This is a genomic window from Bacillus sp. iso_77 (assembly GCF_056173625.1).
In genome coordinates, this window is sequence record NZ_CM149683.1 from 3,270,040 (window position 1) to 3,287,929 (window position 17,890).

The 17,890-nt window shown below is 42.3% G+C and carries 18 protein-coding genes; 9 read left to right on the forward strand and 9 right to left on the reverse strand.

Annotation, left to right across the window (positions count from 1 at the left end; genetic code table 11):
- Nucleotides 1–111 precede the first annotated feature (111 nt).
- Nucleotides 112–729, reverse strand: coding sequence for a flavin reductase family protein (locus AC0VYC_RS16810; protein WP_178897391.1), 618 nt, complete (start codon nt 727–729; stop codon nt 112–114).
- A 59-nt stretch (nt 730–788) separates the two neighbouring features.
- Nucleotides 789–1,676 (reverse strand): acetoin biosynthesis transcriptional regulator AlsR, encoded by an 888-nt coding sequence (alsR, locus tag AC0VYC_RS16815; protein WP_047945714.1) that lies wholly within the window; start codon nt 1,674–1,676, stop codon nt 789–791.
- Nucleotides 1,677–1,826: 150 nt separating this feature from the next.
- Between alsR and alsS the strand changes: the two genes are divergently transcribed.
- The 5 genes from alsS to AC0VYC_RS16840 all read left to right on the forward strand — a co-directional run bounded on the left by alsS (nt 1,827) and on the right by AC0VYC_RS16840 (nt 6,094).
- Entirely contained in the window at nt 1,827–3,527 is a 1,701-nt protein-coding gene (gene alsS / locus AC0VYC_RS16820; protein ID WP_256688767.1) for an acetolactate synthase AlsS, read from the forward strand.
- Between the two features lie 44 nt (nt 3,528–3,571).
- Entirely contained in the window at nt 3,572–4,333 is a 762-nt protein-coding gene (budA, locus tag AC0VYC_RS16825; protein ID WP_370529243.1) for an acetolactate decarboxylase, read from the forward strand.
- 153 nt (nt 4,334–4,486) lie between these two features.
- Nucleotides 4,487–4,963, forward strand: a complete 477-nt coding sequence (locus tag AC0VYC_RS16830) for an Lrp/AsnC family transcriptional regulator (RefSeq protein WP_017360010.1) — start codon at nt 4,487–4,489, stop codon at nt 4,961–4,963.
- A gap of 37 nt (nt 4,964–5,000) precedes the next feature.
- Nucleotides 5,001–5,561: a chromate transporter gene (locus tag AC0VYC_RS16835; RefSeq protein WP_034647433.1), complete on the forward strand. Its 561-nt coding sequence runs from the start codon at nt 5,001–5,003 to the stop codon at nt 5,559–5,561.
- Nucleotides 5,561–6,094 (forward strand): chromate transporter, encoded by a 534-nt coding sequence (locus AC0VYC_RS16840; protein WP_268372872.1) that lies wholly within the window; start codon nt 5,561–5,563, stop codon nt 6,092–6,094. Before AC0VYC_RS16835 ends, AC0VYC_RS16840 begins: the two co-directional genes overlap by 1 nt.
- A gap of 40 nt (nt 6,095–6,134) precedes the next feature.
- Here the strand turns inward: AC0VYC_RS16840 and AC0VYC_RS16845 are convergent, their stop codons facing one another.
- Nucleotides 6,135–7,454 (reverse strand): UDP-glucose dehydrogenase family protein, encoded by a 1,320-nt coding sequence (locus AC0VYC_RS16845; protein WP_024718724.1) that lies wholly within the window; start codon nt 7,452–7,454, stop codon nt 6,135–6,137.
- Nucleotides 7,455–7,568: 114 nt separating this feature from the next.
- Complete coding sequence (locus AC0VYC_RS16850) at nt 7,569–7,712, reverse strand: YwzD family small protein (protein ID WP_003214884.1); 144 nt, start codon at nt 7,710–7,712, stop codon at nt 7,569–7,571.
- A gap of 186 nt (nt 7,713–7,898) precedes the next feature.
- Between AC0VYC_RS16850 and AC0VYC_RS16855 the strand changes: the two genes are divergently transcribed.
- Nucleotides 7,899–9,506: an SWIM zinc finger family protein gene (locus tag AC0VYC_RS16855; protein ID WP_327871963.1), complete on the forward strand. Its 1,608-nt coding sequence runs from the start codon at nt 7,899–7,901 to the stop codon at nt 9,504–9,506.
- Complete coding sequence (locus tag AC0VYC_RS16860; RefSeq protein ID WP_017360014.1) at nt 9,493–12,270, forward strand: DEAD/DEAH box helicase; 2,778 nt, start codon at nt 9,493–9,495, stop codon at nt 12,268–12,270. The genes AC0VYC_RS16855 and AC0VYC_RS16860 overlap by 14 nt, the downstream gene beginning before the upstream one ends.
- Nucleotides 12,271–12,342: 72 nt before the next feature.
- On the opposite strand, the gene ytvA is transcribed toward AC0VYC_RS16860, so the two are convergent.
- The 3 genes from ytvA to AC0VYC_RS16875 form a co-directional block, all read right to left on the reverse strand.
- The gene (gene ytvA, locus AC0VYC_RS16865; RefSeq protein WP_251210523.1) at nt 12,343–13,131 is read right to left on the reverse strand and encodes a YtvA family blue-light photoreceptor; all 789 of its coding nucleotides are present in this window, start codon (nt 13,129–13,131) and stop codon (nt 12,343–12,345) included.
- Between the two features lie 153 nt (nt 13,132–13,284).
- Nucleotides 13,285–14,145, reverse strand: coding sequence for a Cof-type HAD-IIB family hydrolase (locus AC0VYC_RS16870; RefSeq protein WP_216635359.1), 861 nt, complete (start codon nt 14,143–14,145; stop codon nt 13,285–13,287).
- Between the two features lie 391 nt (nt 14,146–14,536).
- The gene (locus AC0VYC_RS16875; RefSeq protein WP_008343305.1) at nt 14,537–14,893 is read right to left on the reverse strand and encodes a hypothetical protein; all 357 of its coding nucleotides are present in this window, start codon (nt 14,891–14,893) and stop codon (nt 14,537–14,539) included.
- Between the two features lie 117 nt (nt 14,894–15,010).
- On the opposite strand from AC0VYC_RS16875, the gene AC0VYC_RS16880 reads away from it, so the two are divergent.
- Complete coding sequence (locus tag AC0VYC_RS16880) at nt 15,011–15,421, forward strand: YwpF-like family protein (RefSeq protein WP_003215215.1); 411 nt, start codon at nt 15,011–15,013, stop codon at nt 15,419–15,421.
- Nucleotides 15,422–15,645: 224 nt separating this feature from the next.
- On the opposite strand, the gene mscL is transcribed toward AC0VYC_RS16880, so the two are convergent.
- Nucleotides 15,646–16,041 (reverse strand): large conductance mechanosensitive channel protein MscL, encoded by a 396-nt coding sequence (mscL, locus tag AC0VYC_RS16885; protein ID WP_008343317.1) that lies wholly within the window; start codon nt 16,039–16,041, stop codon nt 15,646–15,648.
- A 126-nt stretch (nt 16,042–16,167) separates the two neighbouring features.
- On the reverse strand, nt 16,168–16,602 hold the full coding sequence (gene fabZ / locus AC0VYC_RS16890) for a 3-hydroxyacyl-ACP dehydratase FabZ (RefSeq protein WP_024718731.1): 435 nt from the start codon (nt 16,600–16,602) through the stop codon (nt 16,168–16,170).
- 219 nt (nt 16,603–16,821) lie between these two features.
- Here fabZ and AC0VYC_RS16895 point away from each other — a divergent pair, with 219 nt between their 5' ends.
- Nucleotides 16,822–17,877 carry a tetratricopeptide repeat protein gene (locus tag AC0VYC_RS16895; RefSeq protein ID WP_058337021.1) on the forward strand — a complete coding sequence of 352 codons (1,056 nt, stop codon included), beginning with the start codon at nt 16,822–16,824 and terminating at the stop codon, nt 17,875–17,877.
- The last annotated feature ends 13 nt before the right edge of the window (nt 17,878–17,890 follow it).

Sequence of the window (17,890 nt, forward strand, 5' to 3'; positions counted from 1 at the left end):
GCACCGGAGCAGAGCGAATTGACATTCGTGAGCACCGAAGCGCAGGACTGACAAAGAATGCGAGGGTTTGTCTACACGCTGGACCACCGATAGCCTCGGGGGTTTTAGATGTTATTCCGGTCTCTTCAGTACAAATGGCGTACCTAAATGGGCATAATCATTACCTGCTAGGCGCGCGACTGGCTTTAATTCATTCGTAAAAATATATCCTTTTTCCGCATCATAGACGGATTCATCTAAATGCGCACACACCACCCGGCCAATGATATGATCGACTGTGATCTCCTCTTCATCATTTTGAAAGGTCAGATGTTTTTCCAGCTGACATTCAAAGCGAATGCGTGCTTCCTTGATTCCTGGTACTGACACCACGCTGCTCTTCACTTGATGAAGACCGGTACGAGTCAGCTCACTCTCTTCCTCTGGCAAAGTAGCAGCTGTTTCATTAATATCTTCAATCATCGCTTCATCACTCACATGGACAACAAATTCTTCCCTGTCGATGATATGTTTTGCTGTATCTTTCATCTCTCCTTGACGACGTCCAATAGAAACAGCGATCAGCGGAGGATGGCCGCTGATGACATTAAAGAAACTAAATGGTGCAGCATTGACGACTTCTTCTTTAGAAAGGCTTGTAATAAATGCAATGGGTCTTGGAACGACGGAACCAGATAATACTTTATATGCTTCTTTTCGTGACAACTGATCCATTTGTAATGTAATCACTTCAGACATGCCTCCTCTTGTATGTAACGACATCATACCATACCCCGTTCTCTCTTCCCTTATTCCGGCTCAGCGCGATGGAGAATATGATGGACAAGATGAAACAATGCCGGATTATGATTTTCTCGTCTATAAGAAATGGTCCATTCCGCGAGTAGCTCCTCACCTTCAATTGACCGATACACCACATCTAAATTAAATAAACGCCGGGCCGATGTTGGAATGATAGCAATTCCGATTCCCGCTGTGACAAGCCCAATGACCATTTGATATTCTGCTGCTTCCTGCACGATATTGGGTGAAAATCCGTACTTTTCACAAAGTAGGACAAAATGCTGATAAAGGGACGGCCATGATTCCTTTGATAAAGAAATAATCGGCTCATCACGAATATCTTCAATCGTGACCGCTTCTTTTTCCGCCAGCGGATGGTTTTTCGGAATCGCAAAAATACATTCACTTTGCTTCATTAAACGACTGACCAATTCTTCTTGCGGCGATGTAGGATGCAAAAAACCAATATCAATCTCACCATTCAAAAGCGCCTCAAGCTGCTGCGGGACAGAGAGCTGTTGCAGCTCAATACTGACAGAGGGGTACCGCTCTCTGAATTCACGGACAACTGGCGGCAGAATATCATATGTCGCTGTACCAACGAAACCGATGATAATCTTCCCAAGCTCCCCTCTTGCCGTATGCCGGGCATGATCAACGGCTTTATCAAGCTGATGCAGCACCCCCCGGACCTCATGTAAAAAAACCTTTCCAGCAGCTGTTAACTCCACCACCCTTTTAGACCGGTGAAACAAAGGAAATCCCAATTCTTCCTCAAACTGCTTAATTTGCTGACTAAGTGGAGGCTGTGTCATGTTCAATCGTGCGGCCGCTCTGCCGAAATGCAGCTCCTCCGCGACTGTGACAAAATACTGCAAATGTCTCAGTTCCATCCTTTCACTCCTCAAACACTTATTCGTGAAACATATTAAAACTACGTTAAACATATATTGGAAAATTTATTTTGTGAAATGTATAGTAAATCATATCATGAAAATATATTTTCATAAAAAATTTTACTTGCCGAAAGGAGTGCGGGGTAAATGAATTCTCAAACACAACCCCTAACAAAACGAGGAGCAGAGTTGATTGTCGATACGCTCATTGCCCAAGGTGTGACCCATGTTTTTGCGATTCCAGGTGCAAAAATTGATGCAGTATTTGATGTATTAAAAGACAGAGGTCCAGAGCTTGTGCTATGCAGACACGAACAAAATGCGGCATTCATGGCAGCAGCTGTCGGTCGTTTAACTGGCAAACCAGGCGTTTGTCTCGTTACATCAGGTCCTGGCGCATCCAATTTAGCGACAGGTCTATTAACAGCCAATACAGAAGGTGACCCTGTTGTTGCAATCGCTGGAAACGTCATCCGTGCGGATCGGCTCAAACGAACACATCAATCACTCGACAATGCGGCATTATTCAAACCAGTGACAAAATATAGCGTTGAAGTACAAGACGTAAACAATATACCAGAAGCATTAACAAATGCTTTTCGCGCGGCACAAAGAGGTCAAGCTGGGGCAGCATTTATCAGCTTTCCACAAGATGTCGTGACCGAACACACCACACAAACACCAGTGTCTGCTCACCCTTCTCCAGAACTAGGTCCTGCACCGGATGCTCTCATCAGTTCGGCCATCGCCAAAATTCAAAATGCGCACTTACCTGTTGCAATTGTGGGAATGAAAGCTAGCCGTCCAGCTGCGGCAAATGCGACAAGAACATTATTAAAAACACTTGGTATCCCATTTGTCGAAACGTACCAAGGAGCCGGTGTTCTCTCAAGAGAGCTTGAGGCTCAATATGTGGGCAGAATCGGCTTATTCCGTAATCAGCCAGGCGACCTTCTCATTGAGAAAGCGGATGTGATTTTAACTATTGGCTTTGATCCAATCGAATACGATCCGAAGCATTGGAATTTGAAACCGCAGCAGCGTCAAATCATCCATGTGGATGACATGCAGGCAGATATTGACCATTTCTATGAACCGACGCTTGAGCTTGTGGGCAATATATCTGAAACGGTGCAACATCTAGCCCACGACAGCGTTCCACTTTCATTATGCAAAAAGAACGTAGATCTCGTTACAGAATTACAAGAGCTGTTAAGTGATATCGAAAAAGCACCAGAAAGAGAAAGTCATTTATCACACCCGCTGGATGTCATTCATACGTTGAGACGTATCATCCCAGATGACACGAAAGTGACATGTGATATCGGATCGCACGCTATTTGGATGTCTCGCCACTTCCGTGTTTATGAACCGAACACGTTCCTAGTGAGTAATGGAATGCAAACACTTGGCGTGGCATTACCATGGGCGATTGCAGCCTCCATATTGAATCCAGATGAAAAGATCATTTCAGTCTCAGGTGATGGCGGTTTTCTCTTCTCCGCCATGGAATTAGAAACAGCCGTGCGCATGAAAACAAATCTCGTTCATCTCGTTTGGAACGACAGCACATACGATATGGTGGCATTCCAGCAGGAAATGAAGTATGACCGTACGTCTTGTGTTGAGTTCGGTCAGATCGACTTAGTGAAATATGCAGAAAGCTTTGGAGCAACTGGATTACGTGTCAACTCACCTGAAGAGCTTTCAACTGTCCTTCAAAAGGGTATAAACATAAAAGGACCCGTTATTATTGATATTCCGATAGACTATCAAGACAACCCAGACCTCGCCAGTCAAAAATGGCCAGAAGTCTTTCGTGAAAAACACACAACGAACGTCAGATAAGACTTCGATACATTACGTTAAAGGAGTGAGCGGACATGGGTATGATGCACCCAATGAATCAACAAAACAACACAATACCGCAGGACAAAAAGCAAGAGGTCTATCAAGTATCAACCATGACCTCCTTGCTGGAAGCCGTATACGATGGAGATTTCTCCCTATCACATATTCCCGAGCACGGTGATTTTGGCATTGGCACATTCAATCAATTAGATGGGGAACTAATCGGCTTTGACGGCGCTTTTTATCGACTGCGCTCTGATGGAACAGCCACACCAGTAACCGATCAAGATTATTCACCATTCTGCTCTCTAGCATTTTTTGAAACGGACATCGTTCATCGAATTGATGCACCGATGACGTCCAAAGAGCTAGAGGAAGAAATCGACCGAATCTTACCGAGCAAGAATGTCTTTTATGCGATCCGCATCGATGGGTCATTCAAAAAGGTTCAAACCCGTACGGTTGAAAAACAGGAAAAACCTTACGTTCCGATGGTAGAGGCAGTCAAGTCACAGCCTATTTTCGATTTTGAAAATATTCGCGGGACGATCGCAGGCTTCCGTACACCACAGTACGCACATGGCATTGCGGTAAGCGGATATCATCTCCACTTTATTGATGATGATCGAAGCGTAGGCGGGCATGTATTTGATTACACTGTGGATCAAGTGACCATCCGAATTTCCCAAAAACGTCACATGAATTTACACCTTCCAAATACGCAGGAGTTCTTCCAAGCAGACATTGATCGTGCTGACCTTGCACAGCAAATTGCTAGTGCGGAAAGCAGCCCAGAAAAATAAAATGAAAACACCCCGGTGATGTCGGGGTGTTTTTTTATGCAAAAAGATATGTTATTTTCTTTTATTATTTCATTTCGTTACTCAATTAAAAATAAAACATTCTATTCGTAATAAAATATGATAGAATATCAACAGAAGAAAGGTGGTTATACGATGGCACATGAATATCGCATTCCAAACTTAACATTAGATGAAAGAGATAAACAAATTCTTTCCTTATTACACGAGGACGGGCGTATGTCCTATACAGATTTAGGGAAACAAGTCGGCCTTTCCCGTGTTGCTGTACAAGCCCGTATTCAACAGCTCATTGAAGCAGGTGTCATTGAACGATTCACCGCTGTCATTAATCCAGCAAAGATCGGCATTCATGTCTCTGTCTTTTTTAACGTAGAGGTTGAGCCGAAATGTTTAGAAACAGTCGCCCTTCAGCTTGAGCAGGAAACAGCCGTCACAAGCCTTTATCATATGACAGGACCAAGCAAGCTGCATATGCATGGCATTTTTCAAAATGAACAGGAAATGGAGACGTTCCTGACAAAGAAGCTGTACCCGCTTGAAGGCGTCGTCAGTGTTGACTGTCAAATGCTCATTAAACGATACAAAAGCCGAATGGGCATGAAATTGTAGATAGGAGTTGAACCACTTGCAATCATATCTTGAACTCATGATCGCCATGGTGCGAACCGGTATTCTGGGATTTGGCGGAGGACCTTCTGTGATCCCGCTCATTCGCCATGAAGCGGTCGTCAAATACAAATGGATCAATGATGACGAATTTGGAGAAACACTCGCCATCGCCAACGCATTGCCAGGACCGATTGCTACGAAAATGTCGGCATACCTCGGCTATCGATTAAAAGGTGTATCTGGCGCCATTGTTGCAACAGCTGCACATATTTTACCGACATGTCTCGCTATGGTGGCACTTGTTACACTTGTCAGCGTCTTAAGCTCTTCAGTCATCATTCAAAATATGATCGGTGCTGTGACACCAGTAATTGCCGTTCTGTTAGGAATGATGGCATATGAATTTGGACAAAAAGCGTTGAAGGGCTTCGGCATGATCTTCGGAATCGTCCTATTCCTTTTGGCATTTGTCGGTCTTCAAGTACTCTCGATTCATCCAGGAATCATTGTCATCATCTTTTTATGTTATGGTGCCTTTCATTTCAAACTGAAAGATCGCTGGACTCGAACAAATAAAGAGAAAGGAGTGTCTTCGTGATGCTGATTCTCTTTTTATTCTGGGCATTCTTCTTATCCAATCTGTTAGGGTATGGCGGAGGACCTGCCTCCATTCCGCTCAATTATGAAGAAATCGTCAATCATTTTCATTGGATGACGAACGAAGGGTTCTCCAATATGCTCGCATTAGCCAACGCACTTCCAGGCCCAATCGCTACGAAAATTGCGGCTTATGTAGGCTATGATGTCATGGGATGGCCAGGCTTTATCATTGCACTGCTTGCGACGGTCCTGCCGTCTGCGATCGGATTGATCTTACTGCTAAAACTCATTGACCGTTTTCGCCAATCTTCTGTCGTCAAAGGCATGACCCTATCTGTGCAGCCTGTCATTGCGATGATGATGCTTTTATTAACATGGGAAATTGGCGGAGATGCCGTGAAAGCCATTGGCTGGACACAATCACTTGCCATTGCCGCCATTTCATTTTTCTTTATGACCAAATTCAAATTGCACCCTGCCTTTCTGATTGTGGCTGCATTTTTATATGGCGGATTCATTCTTCCGCATTAACGCAAAAACCGATAACACATGAAGTTATCGGTTTTTCTCATTACATATAAATAGGAGAGACAGGCCTGCGCCCAATAGAATGATACTCGACACCAGCTACTTCTGCCGCTTCAAGCGTATGACAATTCCGGCCATCAAAGATGATCGGCTGCCTCATGAAATCTTTATAAGCTGAAAGTGGAAAGGACTGAATATCCGCCCACTCAGTTAATATACAGACCGCATCAGCATCCTTGATCGCCTCTTCAATCGTTTGAGCAAAAAGGACTTGATCAGGCAGTTCTTGAGCTGCATTGCGAGCGGCAGCAGGATCATAGGCTACAATCTCCGCTCCTAATTGATGGAGCTGATGAGCGATCGGGATTGACGGCGCCTCTCTCATATCATCTGTATTCGGCTTAAAGGAAAGGCCAAGAAGAGCCATTCTCTTCCCTTCCAAGTTTTCTCCCATCCGTTCCTTCACACTTCGAATAAAACTTGCTCGCTGCTCATTGTTGACTTTGATGACAGCCTTCAATAGCTCAAAATCATGGGACACATGCCCTGCAATTTGGACAAGGGCATTTGTATCCTTCGGAAAACAGGAACCTCCGTAACCAATGCCTGCCCTAAGAAACGAAGCACCAATCCGCTGATCGAGTCCCATCCCCTCTGCAACTCTCTCAACATCAGCTCCCGTTTTTCCACAAATCGAAGCAATTTCATTCATGAAGCTGATTTTTGTGGCAAGAAATGCATTTGATGCGTATTTGATCATCTCTGCGCTTTTCCGATCTGTTCTCACGAATGGAATGTGGAAATCCGCATACATAGACTCTAGCTGATCTAATCCGTTCTTTGTTTCGGCTCCAATCACCAGCCGATCCGCCCGAAGCGTATCTGAGATGGCAGACCCTTCTCGTAAAAATTCTGGATTCGATGCGATAGATAATGGCTCCTTACGACCTAACACGTGATGAATCAAATGATCAATTTGATCGCCCGTTCCGACAGGCACTGTACTTTTCACGACAAGCACTGCGCCTGGCTTTGCTTGTAAGCCCATCTCCTTTGCCGCTTGAAAGACATACTGCAAATCAGCTTGACCGTCTGCCTGCTGCGGGGTACCGACAGCAATCATTAACACGTCAGCCTGCGAATAGGCTGACGCTCCATTAATATGAAAACGAATGCGTCCTTGCTCCATATTCCGTTTGAGCAGTTCTTTTAATCCCGGCTCGTACATCGGAGGATTCCCTTGCTTCAGCTGCATGACCTTCCGCCGGTCAATATCCATACATGTCACATCATGTCCCGCTTCTGCTAAACACACCCCTGTGACAAGCCCTACATACCCACAGCCTGCAATCGCAATCTTCATGACACATCAGCTCCCCATACTCCTTATGCTTGTAATGTCATCGTATGCCGGGAATTTTCGTTCCATTCATAAAAGCATACAAAAACCCCCTGCTGAGAGAGCAGGGGGCTACTTTTATGAAACAAGGCCATTTCGAATATGAGCAATCAGATTTTCAAGCATTTCTTTTGTTGTGACATCATTGGAATTTTCACCAATATCATGAGCGTACATCAAAATCTTTAAAAACTCTTCTTGATTTAAACCCTTATTATCCATGTCTGTATCCTTTCGATTCCACTAATTTCATTATTATATGCTGTATGGTTGGTTTATGCAATACTCTATTACATCATTCGACAGCTTTTGAAATTTATGACCATTTTCATGAAAAACTTTTTTATAAATCACCATTGAGCTATAATAAAAGAATTGGAATCTTTTACTTGGTTAGGAGCGGATCAAATGCTTCAGCACAACATCAACGAAGAAGAAATCAAACAAACAGCCGAACAGATCAAAGAACTTCTTCCTTCAACAGATGAAAACAAGCAACTCATCAAAAAAGCATTGATTACTTATAGACAGGACAGCGTATATCGGCTCAAGCAAGAGTCTGATACCGAATGGTCAGCTTATGTACATGATGTCGTGGCAGCAAGAGTCCACCTTCATGTGCTGTTTCCAGTGGGAAGCAGCTGTTCATGTCCAGCTGATGGACTATGTAAACACATCCTCGCTGTCTTCTTTTCGCTATACGCTCAAGTAGAGAGTGTGACCGGCTTTACAGAAAATTGGTCAGAGAAGGATGAATTACAGCGCAGCAAAGAACTCATTCGTCAGCACTTCCAAGTGAAGCGCCCAGATGAACAATCACTTCAGAGCTGGCTGAATTTTTTCCAGGAGGAATTTCACCTCTGGCTGAAACGGACACCGAAGCACCAGCAAACGCCACAGCATTTGTATTACGGCTATTTATCGATCCTGAAAAAACACGCACCCACTTCACCTGAATTCAAGAGTTTGTATGCGATTCATACGTCCATCGATGTGTGGTTAAGGCTCCATGAGCTAATCGATCTCGGCCGTCTTGATGCCGAAAAAGACTTTTATTCGATGAATCCATATGTAGAACAGCTCATGAACACCATTTTTGATTCAGTGGATCATTTGAGGACATACGCCCTTTCCTTTTCCCTCGATCCGTTTCTTGAAAACACACCAACTGCCGTTCGGACACTTCTTCAAATCAGCGGACCTTTCCAGCATGAACGAGTTGCGGTCTTTATGGAAATGTGGGGAACTATATTAAATAGAGGGAAATGGGTCAAAAAAGAAACAGAATTACTCAAGAGCGCCCAACAGCAGGAGCAAACGGTTGAACGCACCATTGGGCTGATGCATATGGATTATTTGCTAAAAGAAGACGAAAGACTCTTCCAGCAACTAAAATTGCTCAATGCAGATATGCTGCCGAATGTGCTCAATTGGCTAAAGGATCTCACAAACCGCAAGGACTGGAAGCGTCTCAAACTTTGGTATCAAGAGATCACATATGTATTAGAAGAATATTGCCAGCTTGACCTATCTTATAGAGAACTGCGTGGAGCCGTCAGCGATTTCTTCTTTTATTTAGACGCGTACTTTAAACAGACGAAAGATCATTTCTTGTATGAACGCTATCTCCAAATCTGTATGCCTTATGCATTTACTGAATATAGTCAGCTCTTATATGCACAAGAACGCTATGCAGAATGGATTGAAATACACAGCCTCGTTGGTTTCTCCATCAGTGAATTGGAGAAAGAACTGATCAAACAGATTGCAAAGGAAGAGCCTGAAGCACTCATTCCTTCGTACCACCGGGAAATCTCACTGCTTCTCGATCAAAAGAATCGAAGTGCTTACCGGGAATCTGTGAAAATGCTCAAAAAACTGCGTACGCTTTATCATAAAACGAAAAAAACCGCGGTGTGGGAAAGATATGTACAGCAGCTGCAAGATTCAACAAAACGGCTGCGTGCGTTCCAAGAGGAAATGAAGAAAGGAAAATTAATTGATGACACGCCATAAACAAATTGTCATTCATGCAGAACAAACCGAAGATTTCTCTTTCACCATTTCAGCGCAAGCAGAGGACGGACAGCCTGTACCGCTAAATGAAATGAAGAGGCAGCTTTTCCAATGGCACGAATCATCTTTTTACGGAACATTCTTAGAAGATGTGAGCTTTATTGGCACACCTGCCTTCCTGTTAAGTCCTTGGATGACCGTTGAATTGCTAGGGAAAAATTCATTCAATACTTTCAGCCATGTGACGTTAACGGATGAAACAGAGCCGCTTATGAAAACAGCCTCAACCATTTACGAATTCATCGAGGATGAAGATTTTGTCCCAGATTTCGAGGCATGGACAAAAGGCATGCTTCGCTTTAAAGACAAAGAAGGCCTATTAGATGGCTACACAGCTGATTGGTTCTCCTTTGCCGTACAGGATTACATTCAATATGATGATGCCTTGCAGCACAAATGGAACCGAATGACTGCACAATCGCCTGCTCTTTCCTCCTTCCAGGGACATTTTTTAGATGAACAGGATTTCTTGGAAACGATCGGCTGGATTGATGATGAGACACCTTTCACTGTCGGCTTGCGTTTAAATGAGCCTGATTTCGACGGGGATGATTGGAAAATTGAATTGTTTTTGCGTGATAAGAAAAACAGTGATCTGCATTTCTTTGAAGGCATCCGTTCTTTAAAAAAATCATGGCGTCCGTTTCAAGAAAAAATCACCAGAGAGCTGGAGCGGTTCGGTCAGATTGTCCCTTGGCTCTCATTTACATCTGGTACCACCCTCATGTCAGAAGAAGAAGCATGGCTCTTCCTATCTGAAGCGAGTGAAACACTTGTGAACATGGGGATTGAGATCCTGCTCCCATCATGGTGGCAGATCGTCAAAGAAAGCACCATGATGCTAAAAGCACGGATTTCCTCCACACCACGAGGCGAATCGCACGTTGGAATGGATGCCCTTATGGACTTTAATTGGCGCTTTGCCACAAACGGGATTGAGCTGACAGAAGATGAGTTCAACGAGCTTGTTCAAAGTAAACGTCGTCTTGTCAACATTCGTGGACAATGGATTAAAATCGACCCGACCTTTATCCAGCAAATGAAGAAATGGATGGAGCGCGCTGAGAACGAAGGACTTCATATGTCGGATATTTTATCACGTGAACTCGCAGACCAAGAGGCCTCCTCTGAGTCGATTCCTGAGTTGCTAGACAGTTCGGCCTTTGCCCATATTCAATTTGAACTTTCGTCTCAACTACGAGGACTTGTTCATCAGTTAAATGATACACAAGAGCTGCCATCCTATGAGATGAGTGAGTCCTTTAAGGGCACACTGCGCCCGTATCAGCAGCACGGTGTCAACTGGCTTCTGTTCTTAAGGTCTCATGGATTCGGGGCTTGTTTAGCAGATGATATGGGACTTGGAAAAACGATTCAAATGATCGCTTATTTCACCTATTTGAAGGAGCATCAACAAGACGCCGCTCCATCTCTCATCATTGCACCGACTTCCGTATTAGGGAACTGGCAAAGAGAGCTTGAAACATTCGCACCACATTTGAATGTCGCTCTGCATTATGGACCATCACGTCCACAAGGTGAGAACTTTACAAAAGCGTACGAATCAACAGATATCGTCCTCACTTCGTATGGTCTCTCACATTCTGACCGTGATGAATTAACAGCAGCCAAATGGAATACCATTTGCTTAGACGAAGCCCAGAACATTAAAAATGCCCATACGAAACAATCGAGAGCCATTAGGCAATTAAAAGGACAGCACCACATTGCCCTCAGCGGGACACCGATGGAGAACCGCTTGACAGAGCTTTGGTCTATTTTCGACTTCGTGAACAAAGGATATCTCGGCAGCCTGACCAGTTTTCATAAAAAGTTCGTCCTTCCGATTGAAAAAGACCGTGAAGAAAAAAGAATCCAACAGCTGCAGCAGCTGATCAAGCCATTCTTATTAAGACGAACAAAACAAGATGAAGAAGTTGCACTCAATCTGCCAGAGAAACTAGAAGAAAAAGAATTCATCCCGTTATCTGCAGAGCAGGCATCTTTATATGAACAGCTGGTCAAAGATACATTCGAACATATGGCCTCATTAACAGGGATGCAGCGGAAAGCCATCATTTTAAGTATGCTTGGCAGACTCAAACAAATTTGCGATCACCCTGCTCTTTATTTAAAAGAGAGCGGAACAGATGTGAAATTGTTGAAGCGTTCATTAAAAATGGATAAATTAGCAGAGCTGTTAAAAGCCATACACGAACAAGGAGAAAGCTGTCTCATTTTTACGCAGTATATTGAAATGGGCAACATGATCAAACAGCTCGCCGAAAAGATGTTTGGAGAACCAGTTCAATTTTTAAATGGGAGCTTATCAAAACATGATCGGGACAAAATGGTGGAACGTTTCCAGAAAAAAGAGTTCAACATCTTAATTCTTTCTTTAAAAGCAGGAGGAACCGGACTAAACTTAACCGCCGCCAATCATGTCATTCACTACGATAGATGGTGGAATCCTGCTGTAGAAAACCAAGCAACAGACCGTGCTTACCGCATCGGGCAAAAGCGGTTTGTTCACGTCCATAAGATGATCACAACCGGCACGATAGAGGAAAAAATTGATCAAATGCTCGAAACAAAACAAACGTTAAATGATCAAATTATCCAAAGTGAAAGCTGGATTACAGAGCTGTCAACGAACGAACTAGAAGATTTATTCACGTTAAGTGCAGCCGCTCAATCATCGTAATGACAGCAAAAAGAGGACTTTTCTCAAACTTGATGAAAAGTCCTCTTTTTTTAATCTCATCTAAAGGAATGCTTAAATTTGCAGCTTTTTCAATGCAGATTTCACATTCATATACGTATTCAACTCACGGAAGTCCTCTCTCATTTCTCCCATTTTCATCGCAAGATTTGGTTTGATACCTGTCACGATCAGTTCTGTGCCAGTCATTAAAATCAAATCGTTCAGCTTAAAGATCGCATCCGCCACAAATGAATCCACTTCTAATAGACCAGACAGATCCACAATAAAGTAATCGTCTTTGGATTGAGAGATATAAGTGGAGACTGTTGAGATGATTTTATCAAACCTTGGCGCTGTTAACGTACCAATGATCGGCAGGACAGAAATACCATCCTTCACCGGAACAATCGGGACAGAAATATTCAATACTTCATCAATGGATTGCTCAAGAAGCTCTTGCTGTTCCATCTCTTTCGTAACATCCTTTTGCAGACCAACGAAATAAAGGCGTTTCCCTTCATTTTCATCAATCCATAGAGGCGCCACACTTAACTCGTTCCAAAACATTTGACCAGATTTTTTATAGTTTTTCAACTGTACAGTGACAGCCTCTTTGTTTTCAATGGCTGCCCTAATTTGTTTGAGAGCAATCTGTTCAGTTTCATCTCCTTGAAGGAAACGACAGTTCTTTCCTAATACTTCGGTTTCTTGATAGCCTGTCATATCTAAAAAGCCCTTGTTCACATATATTAAAGGATTATCAGGTAAAGACGGGTCCGTCACCGTCAGGCCAACCTGAGTATAGTCTAAGGCTTCCTTGATTAAATGCAGATTGTCGGACTTATAAGATTCCAGCGCCATTCGTTTACTCTCCTTAACTTCCTTACAAGCGGGTTATATTCATAATTAAATTATATGATGTTCCATAGCGGGTGTAAATAGAAGTAGTTCTGAATTCCTCTTTTGTAGAATGCGCTTCATCCTATGTCATTTATACAAATACATACGATTCAATTATTTCAAAAGATGTTGAATCATATGTGCCACACCATGTTCATCATTTGTTAACGTGACATGATCAGCTAATTCTTTTATATCCTTTCTCGCATTCCCCATTGCAATTCCAACCCCAGCTGCCCGAATCATCGATTCATCATTTAAACTGTCTCCTACAGCCGCTGTTCGGCTTAATGGAATACCGAGCTTTTCTGCCAGCCTGGTTAACGCCTGCCCTTTCGACGCCTCCTTTGCTCCAATTTCAAAGTTATGATCAGCCGAACTAACCAATGTTAATTCAGAATCATGTCCAAACGCATCCCATCCGGCTTTCAATCTGTCTTGAAAAAATGAGAAACCTAAGATGTTATAAAACGAAAGCTTCTGATCCTCACGAAACAATTCTTGATATGTATCAATATAAGCAAAACCTGACTGGCTGTATTGAACTTCAGCCGCTTGCTCAAGAACACGCTGATCCGTTTCTGGATTTGCACTCTTTAAGCGGTCCATTTCTATCGCCAGAAGCTCCCTGCCGCGGTTTGGTGTGTAAATAGCTTCATTCGTAAACACTTCATAGTAATAATCACGCTCCTCTAGCCATGATAAGATGTGTTTTGCTTTTTCTTCTTCTAGAACAGCCGAATGATATACCTGACCTTCTGGATCATGAATCACAGCTCCATTTGCACTGATGACCCACGTATTCATCCCAAGCTGATCAAAAATAGATTTCACATCAAAATACGCTCTTCCTGTTGAAACGACAACCTCAATCCCACTCGCCGCTGCTTCCTTTAACGCTTGCTCGTTTTCCTGACTCACTTTGTGCTCACTGTTCAATAAAGTTCCGTCTAAATCCGTTGCGATTAATTGAATGTTTGTCATCGGTCTCTCCTTTTTTGCCTGCATTTTCAGTTGACCTTCCGTTTTTCAAATCCATCATCATTATGAAATGAGTATCCACTATTTGCAAGGGATGATCGGCTTATCAATGAATATAAGAGTACCCGGTCACGCTACATGACCGGATACGTATAAGGGGATTCACAGGGGACACATGACTGATACAAAGAAACCTTGGTTCTACTATTACGCAGTGAATATGTGTACCAGGCAAAGTCTATCAGCTATAGCTAGAGGAGGGCCGCGAGATGCTAGACCTTTGCCTTTTGCCTCCTTTCCTTTCAGCTAACCCTAGTCTACTGAGGAATAGCACAAGAGACAAAAAACGAAAATGACAAAATCGTTCTTCAAATTCTTTATTTCCTCAATCATTTTTACTTTTTACCGCTTGCGTATAAAACATCATCTTATTTTGTTTGACGAAATACTTATTTTTCATAAATTGATAAAAAACATCTGAATGAATCCAATTACTAGAAGGCATGTGAATATAGTCAGACCCGTCCCACGCAAACCAATAAAAACAAAGCCTTCCATCATGAATTGACAATTGAAATTCGAAACAGTCCATTTGATCGTCTGTCACGTATTGAAAAGTGAGGGACTCCCCTTCTTCCATATACACATCACAAAATGAGAGAATGTCTCCCCATGTATAGACCCTCACATTGCTTTCCTTTTCCTCACCAATATGTATGTTTCGAAGTTGATAGGACTCCATAAAACATCTCCTTTCACTTATATGCAGCTAGTTCTGAGTAGGCAGCGGTTTCATTTATACAGATGTTGTATGCTATAATGATACTTACGAATAATGAACGCTTGTGAGGTGATAAATATGAAAACCTTTAGGCTGATTGATTTAAAAATCGAACTTGATCCAAAGCAAGATAAAATGTCCAGCATTCCCCTTCGTGACGGCTTAATCATTAATAAAGAAGATGGCGAAAATCACTGGATGATCGAGGCACTGATTCCAAAGAAGCATAGACAAGTGTTTGAAGTGCTCTTTCAGCAGCATACAGAAGTAAAGATTCTCGTGACGATTACAAAAGAAAACAACCGCCCTGTTCATCTATCGGTCCAAGTCAAAAACATCGTTGCCTTAGAAGAAAACATATCTGTATTACTCGACGGTAAAATGATCACAAATCGTTACAGAACAGAAACCGAAGAAGTATTAAAAGACCTCGTCAAAGAGGGGCTATCAGGAGAAAAACTGCTGGATGCTTTTAAACAGAACACATAAAAAAAGAGCGGGATGAGCCGCTCTTAGATGGTTGACAAAGGGCTAAAATGAACTTTATTTTAGCCCTTTGTCTTCCTTTTCAGCGTGATAGAAAACCTTTGAAGTCTAGGAAGGGCGAGCACCGGAGCAGAGCGAATTTAATATTCGTGAGCACCGGAGCACAGCCCTGACAAAGAATGCGAGGGTTTGTCTACACGCTGAGAGCGGGATGAGCCGCTCTTTTTCTATTGCACATCTTTCGATTGGCTTTGTTTTTTCAATAAATCTCTAATTTCGGTTAACAACACTTCCGTTTGATCTGGCGTTTCAACCACTTCTTCTTCCTCTACCTTTTTCCGTTTTAATTTATTTAAATAACGAATAAAGATAAAAATGGAAAAGGAGATAATCAAGAAGTCGACCACTGTTTGAATGAAACTTCCATACAAAATTTGAGCAGAACCGATTTTAATAGACAATCCACTAAAATCATGCCCCCCAACAATAATACCAACAAGCGGCATAATTAAATCATTCACAAGTGAAGTGACAATTTTGCCAAATGCTCCCCCGATGATGACACCGACAGCCAGGTCAATCACATTCCCCTTGACGGCAAACTCTCTAAATTCTTTCAGCATTCTTTATCACCTTCATCTTTTTTTGTCTAATATGACGTTTTTTTGTCAAAAAAGCAAGTCCTCATCCGCGCTGGCTGAATGTTTCCATATAAAAAACGGTTCATACAAGATGAACCGTCAGACACATTACGATACTTTCGGACCGATAGAAAATGTCAGTTCTGCTTCACATGCCACTTCGCCATCTACTGTTGCAACTGCTTTTCCTTTGGCAACTGGACCGCGAAGACGTGTGATTTCAACCTCTAAACGTAGCTGATCGCCTGGCTTGACCTGTCTTTTGAATCGGCAGCTGTCAATCCCTGCAAACAAACCAATTTTCCCTTTGTTCTCTTCTTTACCTAACATGATGACCCCAAAAACTTGAGCAAGTGCTTCTACAATAAGCACACCCGGCATGACGGGGTATCCTGGGAAATGGCCATTAAAAAATTCTTCATTTACTGTGACATTTTTGATTCCAACCGCTCTTTTCTCACCATCAACTTCTAAAATACGGTCAACCAATAAAAATGGATAACGGTGTGGAATAATGTCTTGAATTTGCTGAGCATCAAGCATGTCTTGATCTCTCCTTCTTTTCTATATCGCTAATCTTCATTTGATTCCTATTGAAGTATATTATGAATGCAGTCATTTTTCAATGTTCAGCCAACATTTATGGTAAAAAATAGAATCTATCATTACCTATTGTCATGAAATATAATCCACTCTACACTCATCGTTTTTTCACAAATATGGTAATATATATTACATCATTGATTGAATAAGAGGGTAAAAATGAATTTTATAAGCGATAAATCCATTAAAAAACTTCTCCATTCGTGGTATACAATGCTAAAACATCGACATTTTTCGAAGGCTGAAGAGATCAAAACGTCCTTAACCAAATATAAACGTAGATTGTCAAAGAAACAGGAGCTTCATTTACATTATCAGCTTATGCTTTTTCGGCACCAGCTCTGGATGAACCAAACAGAAGACTTAGAAAAACTGAAGCATGAACTCATGCTCCACAAAGATCAAATGAATGATCAACTGCAATATTATTTTTACTTTTTTCTCGGTTTATACGAATCTTTAAAGAGCGATCAAAATGATGCCATTCATTATCTTGAAAAAGCAGAAGAAAAACTGCCCCTGCTAGACGATGAGCTAGAGGAAGCGGAGTTTCATTTCCGTACAAGTGGCGTTTATTATAACAACCGCTATTCACTGTTATCCATTCGACATGTTGAAAAAGCCATGGATATCTTTGCAAAGCACGGGGATATCCACAGCATTTATCGGTGCAAAATTGTGCTCGCACTTAACTTTAGTGATCAAAAAAAATATGAAGAAGCAGAAGCTATTTTGATTGAAATTATCGAATACGTGAAAATGATTGATGACCAAGAACTGCTTGGTATCGTGTATTATGACGCTGGTTTTATCAAGTCGAGACAGAATCGTCATAAGGAAGCACTAGAATACTTTAAAAAAGCGCTTCGGCTCCCAGCATACCGGAAATCTGCCCACTCCTATGTATCGTGTCTCTATGAAACTGTGCGTTCCTGCTTTAAAGAGGATTTAACTGATGAAGGAATGAAGTATATTCAAAAAGGGCTAAAAGAAGCCGTTGATGCCCAATTTGATCTATTAAGAATCAAGTTCCAAATTTTATTCCTTCTCTACAGCCAAACGCCCAAGGCAGATGAACAGATTGCTACACTCGTCACATGTCTTGAACGAAAAGAAGCCTGGATTGATCTTGAAGATCTGCTTGCAGATGTCTCAGATTTTTATAAAAAAAAGGGCGACTTTGAGCGAGCCGCCTTTTTTATCATGAGAGGCTGACATCCGCCTGCTC

Coding starts and splice junctions, on each gene's coding strand:
- budA (WP_370529243.1), top strand. CDS start 3,572: ATGCACCCAATGAATCAACAAAACAACACAATACCGCAGGACAAAAAG.
- AC0VYC_RS16880 (WP_003215215.1), top strand. CDS start 15,011: ATGAAAACCTTTAGGCTGATTGATTTAAAAATCGAACTTGATCCAAAG.
- mscL (WP_008343317.1), bottom strand. CDS start 16,041: ATGCTGAAAGAATTTAGAGAGTTTGCCGTCAAGGGGAATGTGATTGAC.
- AC0VYC_RS16845 (WP_024718724.1), bottom strand. CDS start 7,454: ATGAAGATTGCGATTGCAGGCTGTGGGTATGTAGGGCTTGTCACAGGG.
- alsR (WP_047945714.1), bottom strand. CDS start 1,676: ATGGAACTGAGACATTTGCAGTATTTTGTCACAGTCGCGGAGGAGCTG.
- AC0VYC_RS16830 (WP_017360010.1), top strand. CDS start 4,487: ATGGCACATGAATATCGCATTCCAAACTTAACATTAGATGAAAGAGAT.
- ytvA (WP_251210523.1), bottom strand. CDS start 13,131: ATGGCGCTGGAATCTTATAAGTCCGACAATCTGCATTTAATCAAGGAA.
- AC0VYC_RS16860 (WP_017360014.1), top strand. CDS start 9,493: ATGACACGCCATAAACAAATTGTCATTCATGCAGAACAAACCGAAGAT.
- AC0VYC_RS16840 (WP_268372872.1), top strand. CDS start 5,561: ATGCTGATTCTCTTTTTATTCTGGGCATTCTTCTTATCCAATCTGTTA.
- AC0VYC_RS16850 (WP_003214884.1), bottom strand. CDS start 7,712: ATGGATAATAAGGGTTTAAATCAAGAAGAGTTTTTAAAGATTTTGATG.
- AC0VYC_RS16875 (WP_008343305.1), bottom strand. CDS start 14,893: ATGGAGTCCTATCAACTTCGAAACATACATATTGGTGAGGAAAAGGAA.
- fabZ (WP_024718731.1), bottom strand. CDS start 16,602: ATGCTTGATGCTCAGCAAATTCAAGACATTATTCCACACCGTTATCCA.
- AC0VYC_RS16835 (WP_034647433.1), top strand. CDS start 5,001: ATGATCGCCATGGTGCGAACCGGTATTCTGGGATTTGGCGGAGGACCT.
- AC0VYC_RS16855 (WP_327871963.1), top strand. CDS start 7,899: ATGCTTCAGCACAACATCAACGAAGAAGAAATCAAACAAACAGCCGAA.
- alsS (WP_256688767.1), top strand. CDS start 1,827: ATGAATTCTCAAACACAACCCCTAACAAAACGAGGAGCAGAGTTGATT.
- AC0VYC_RS16895 (WP_058337021.1), top strand. CDS start 16,822: ATGAATTTTATAAGCGATAAATCCATTAAAAAACTTCTCCATTCGTGG.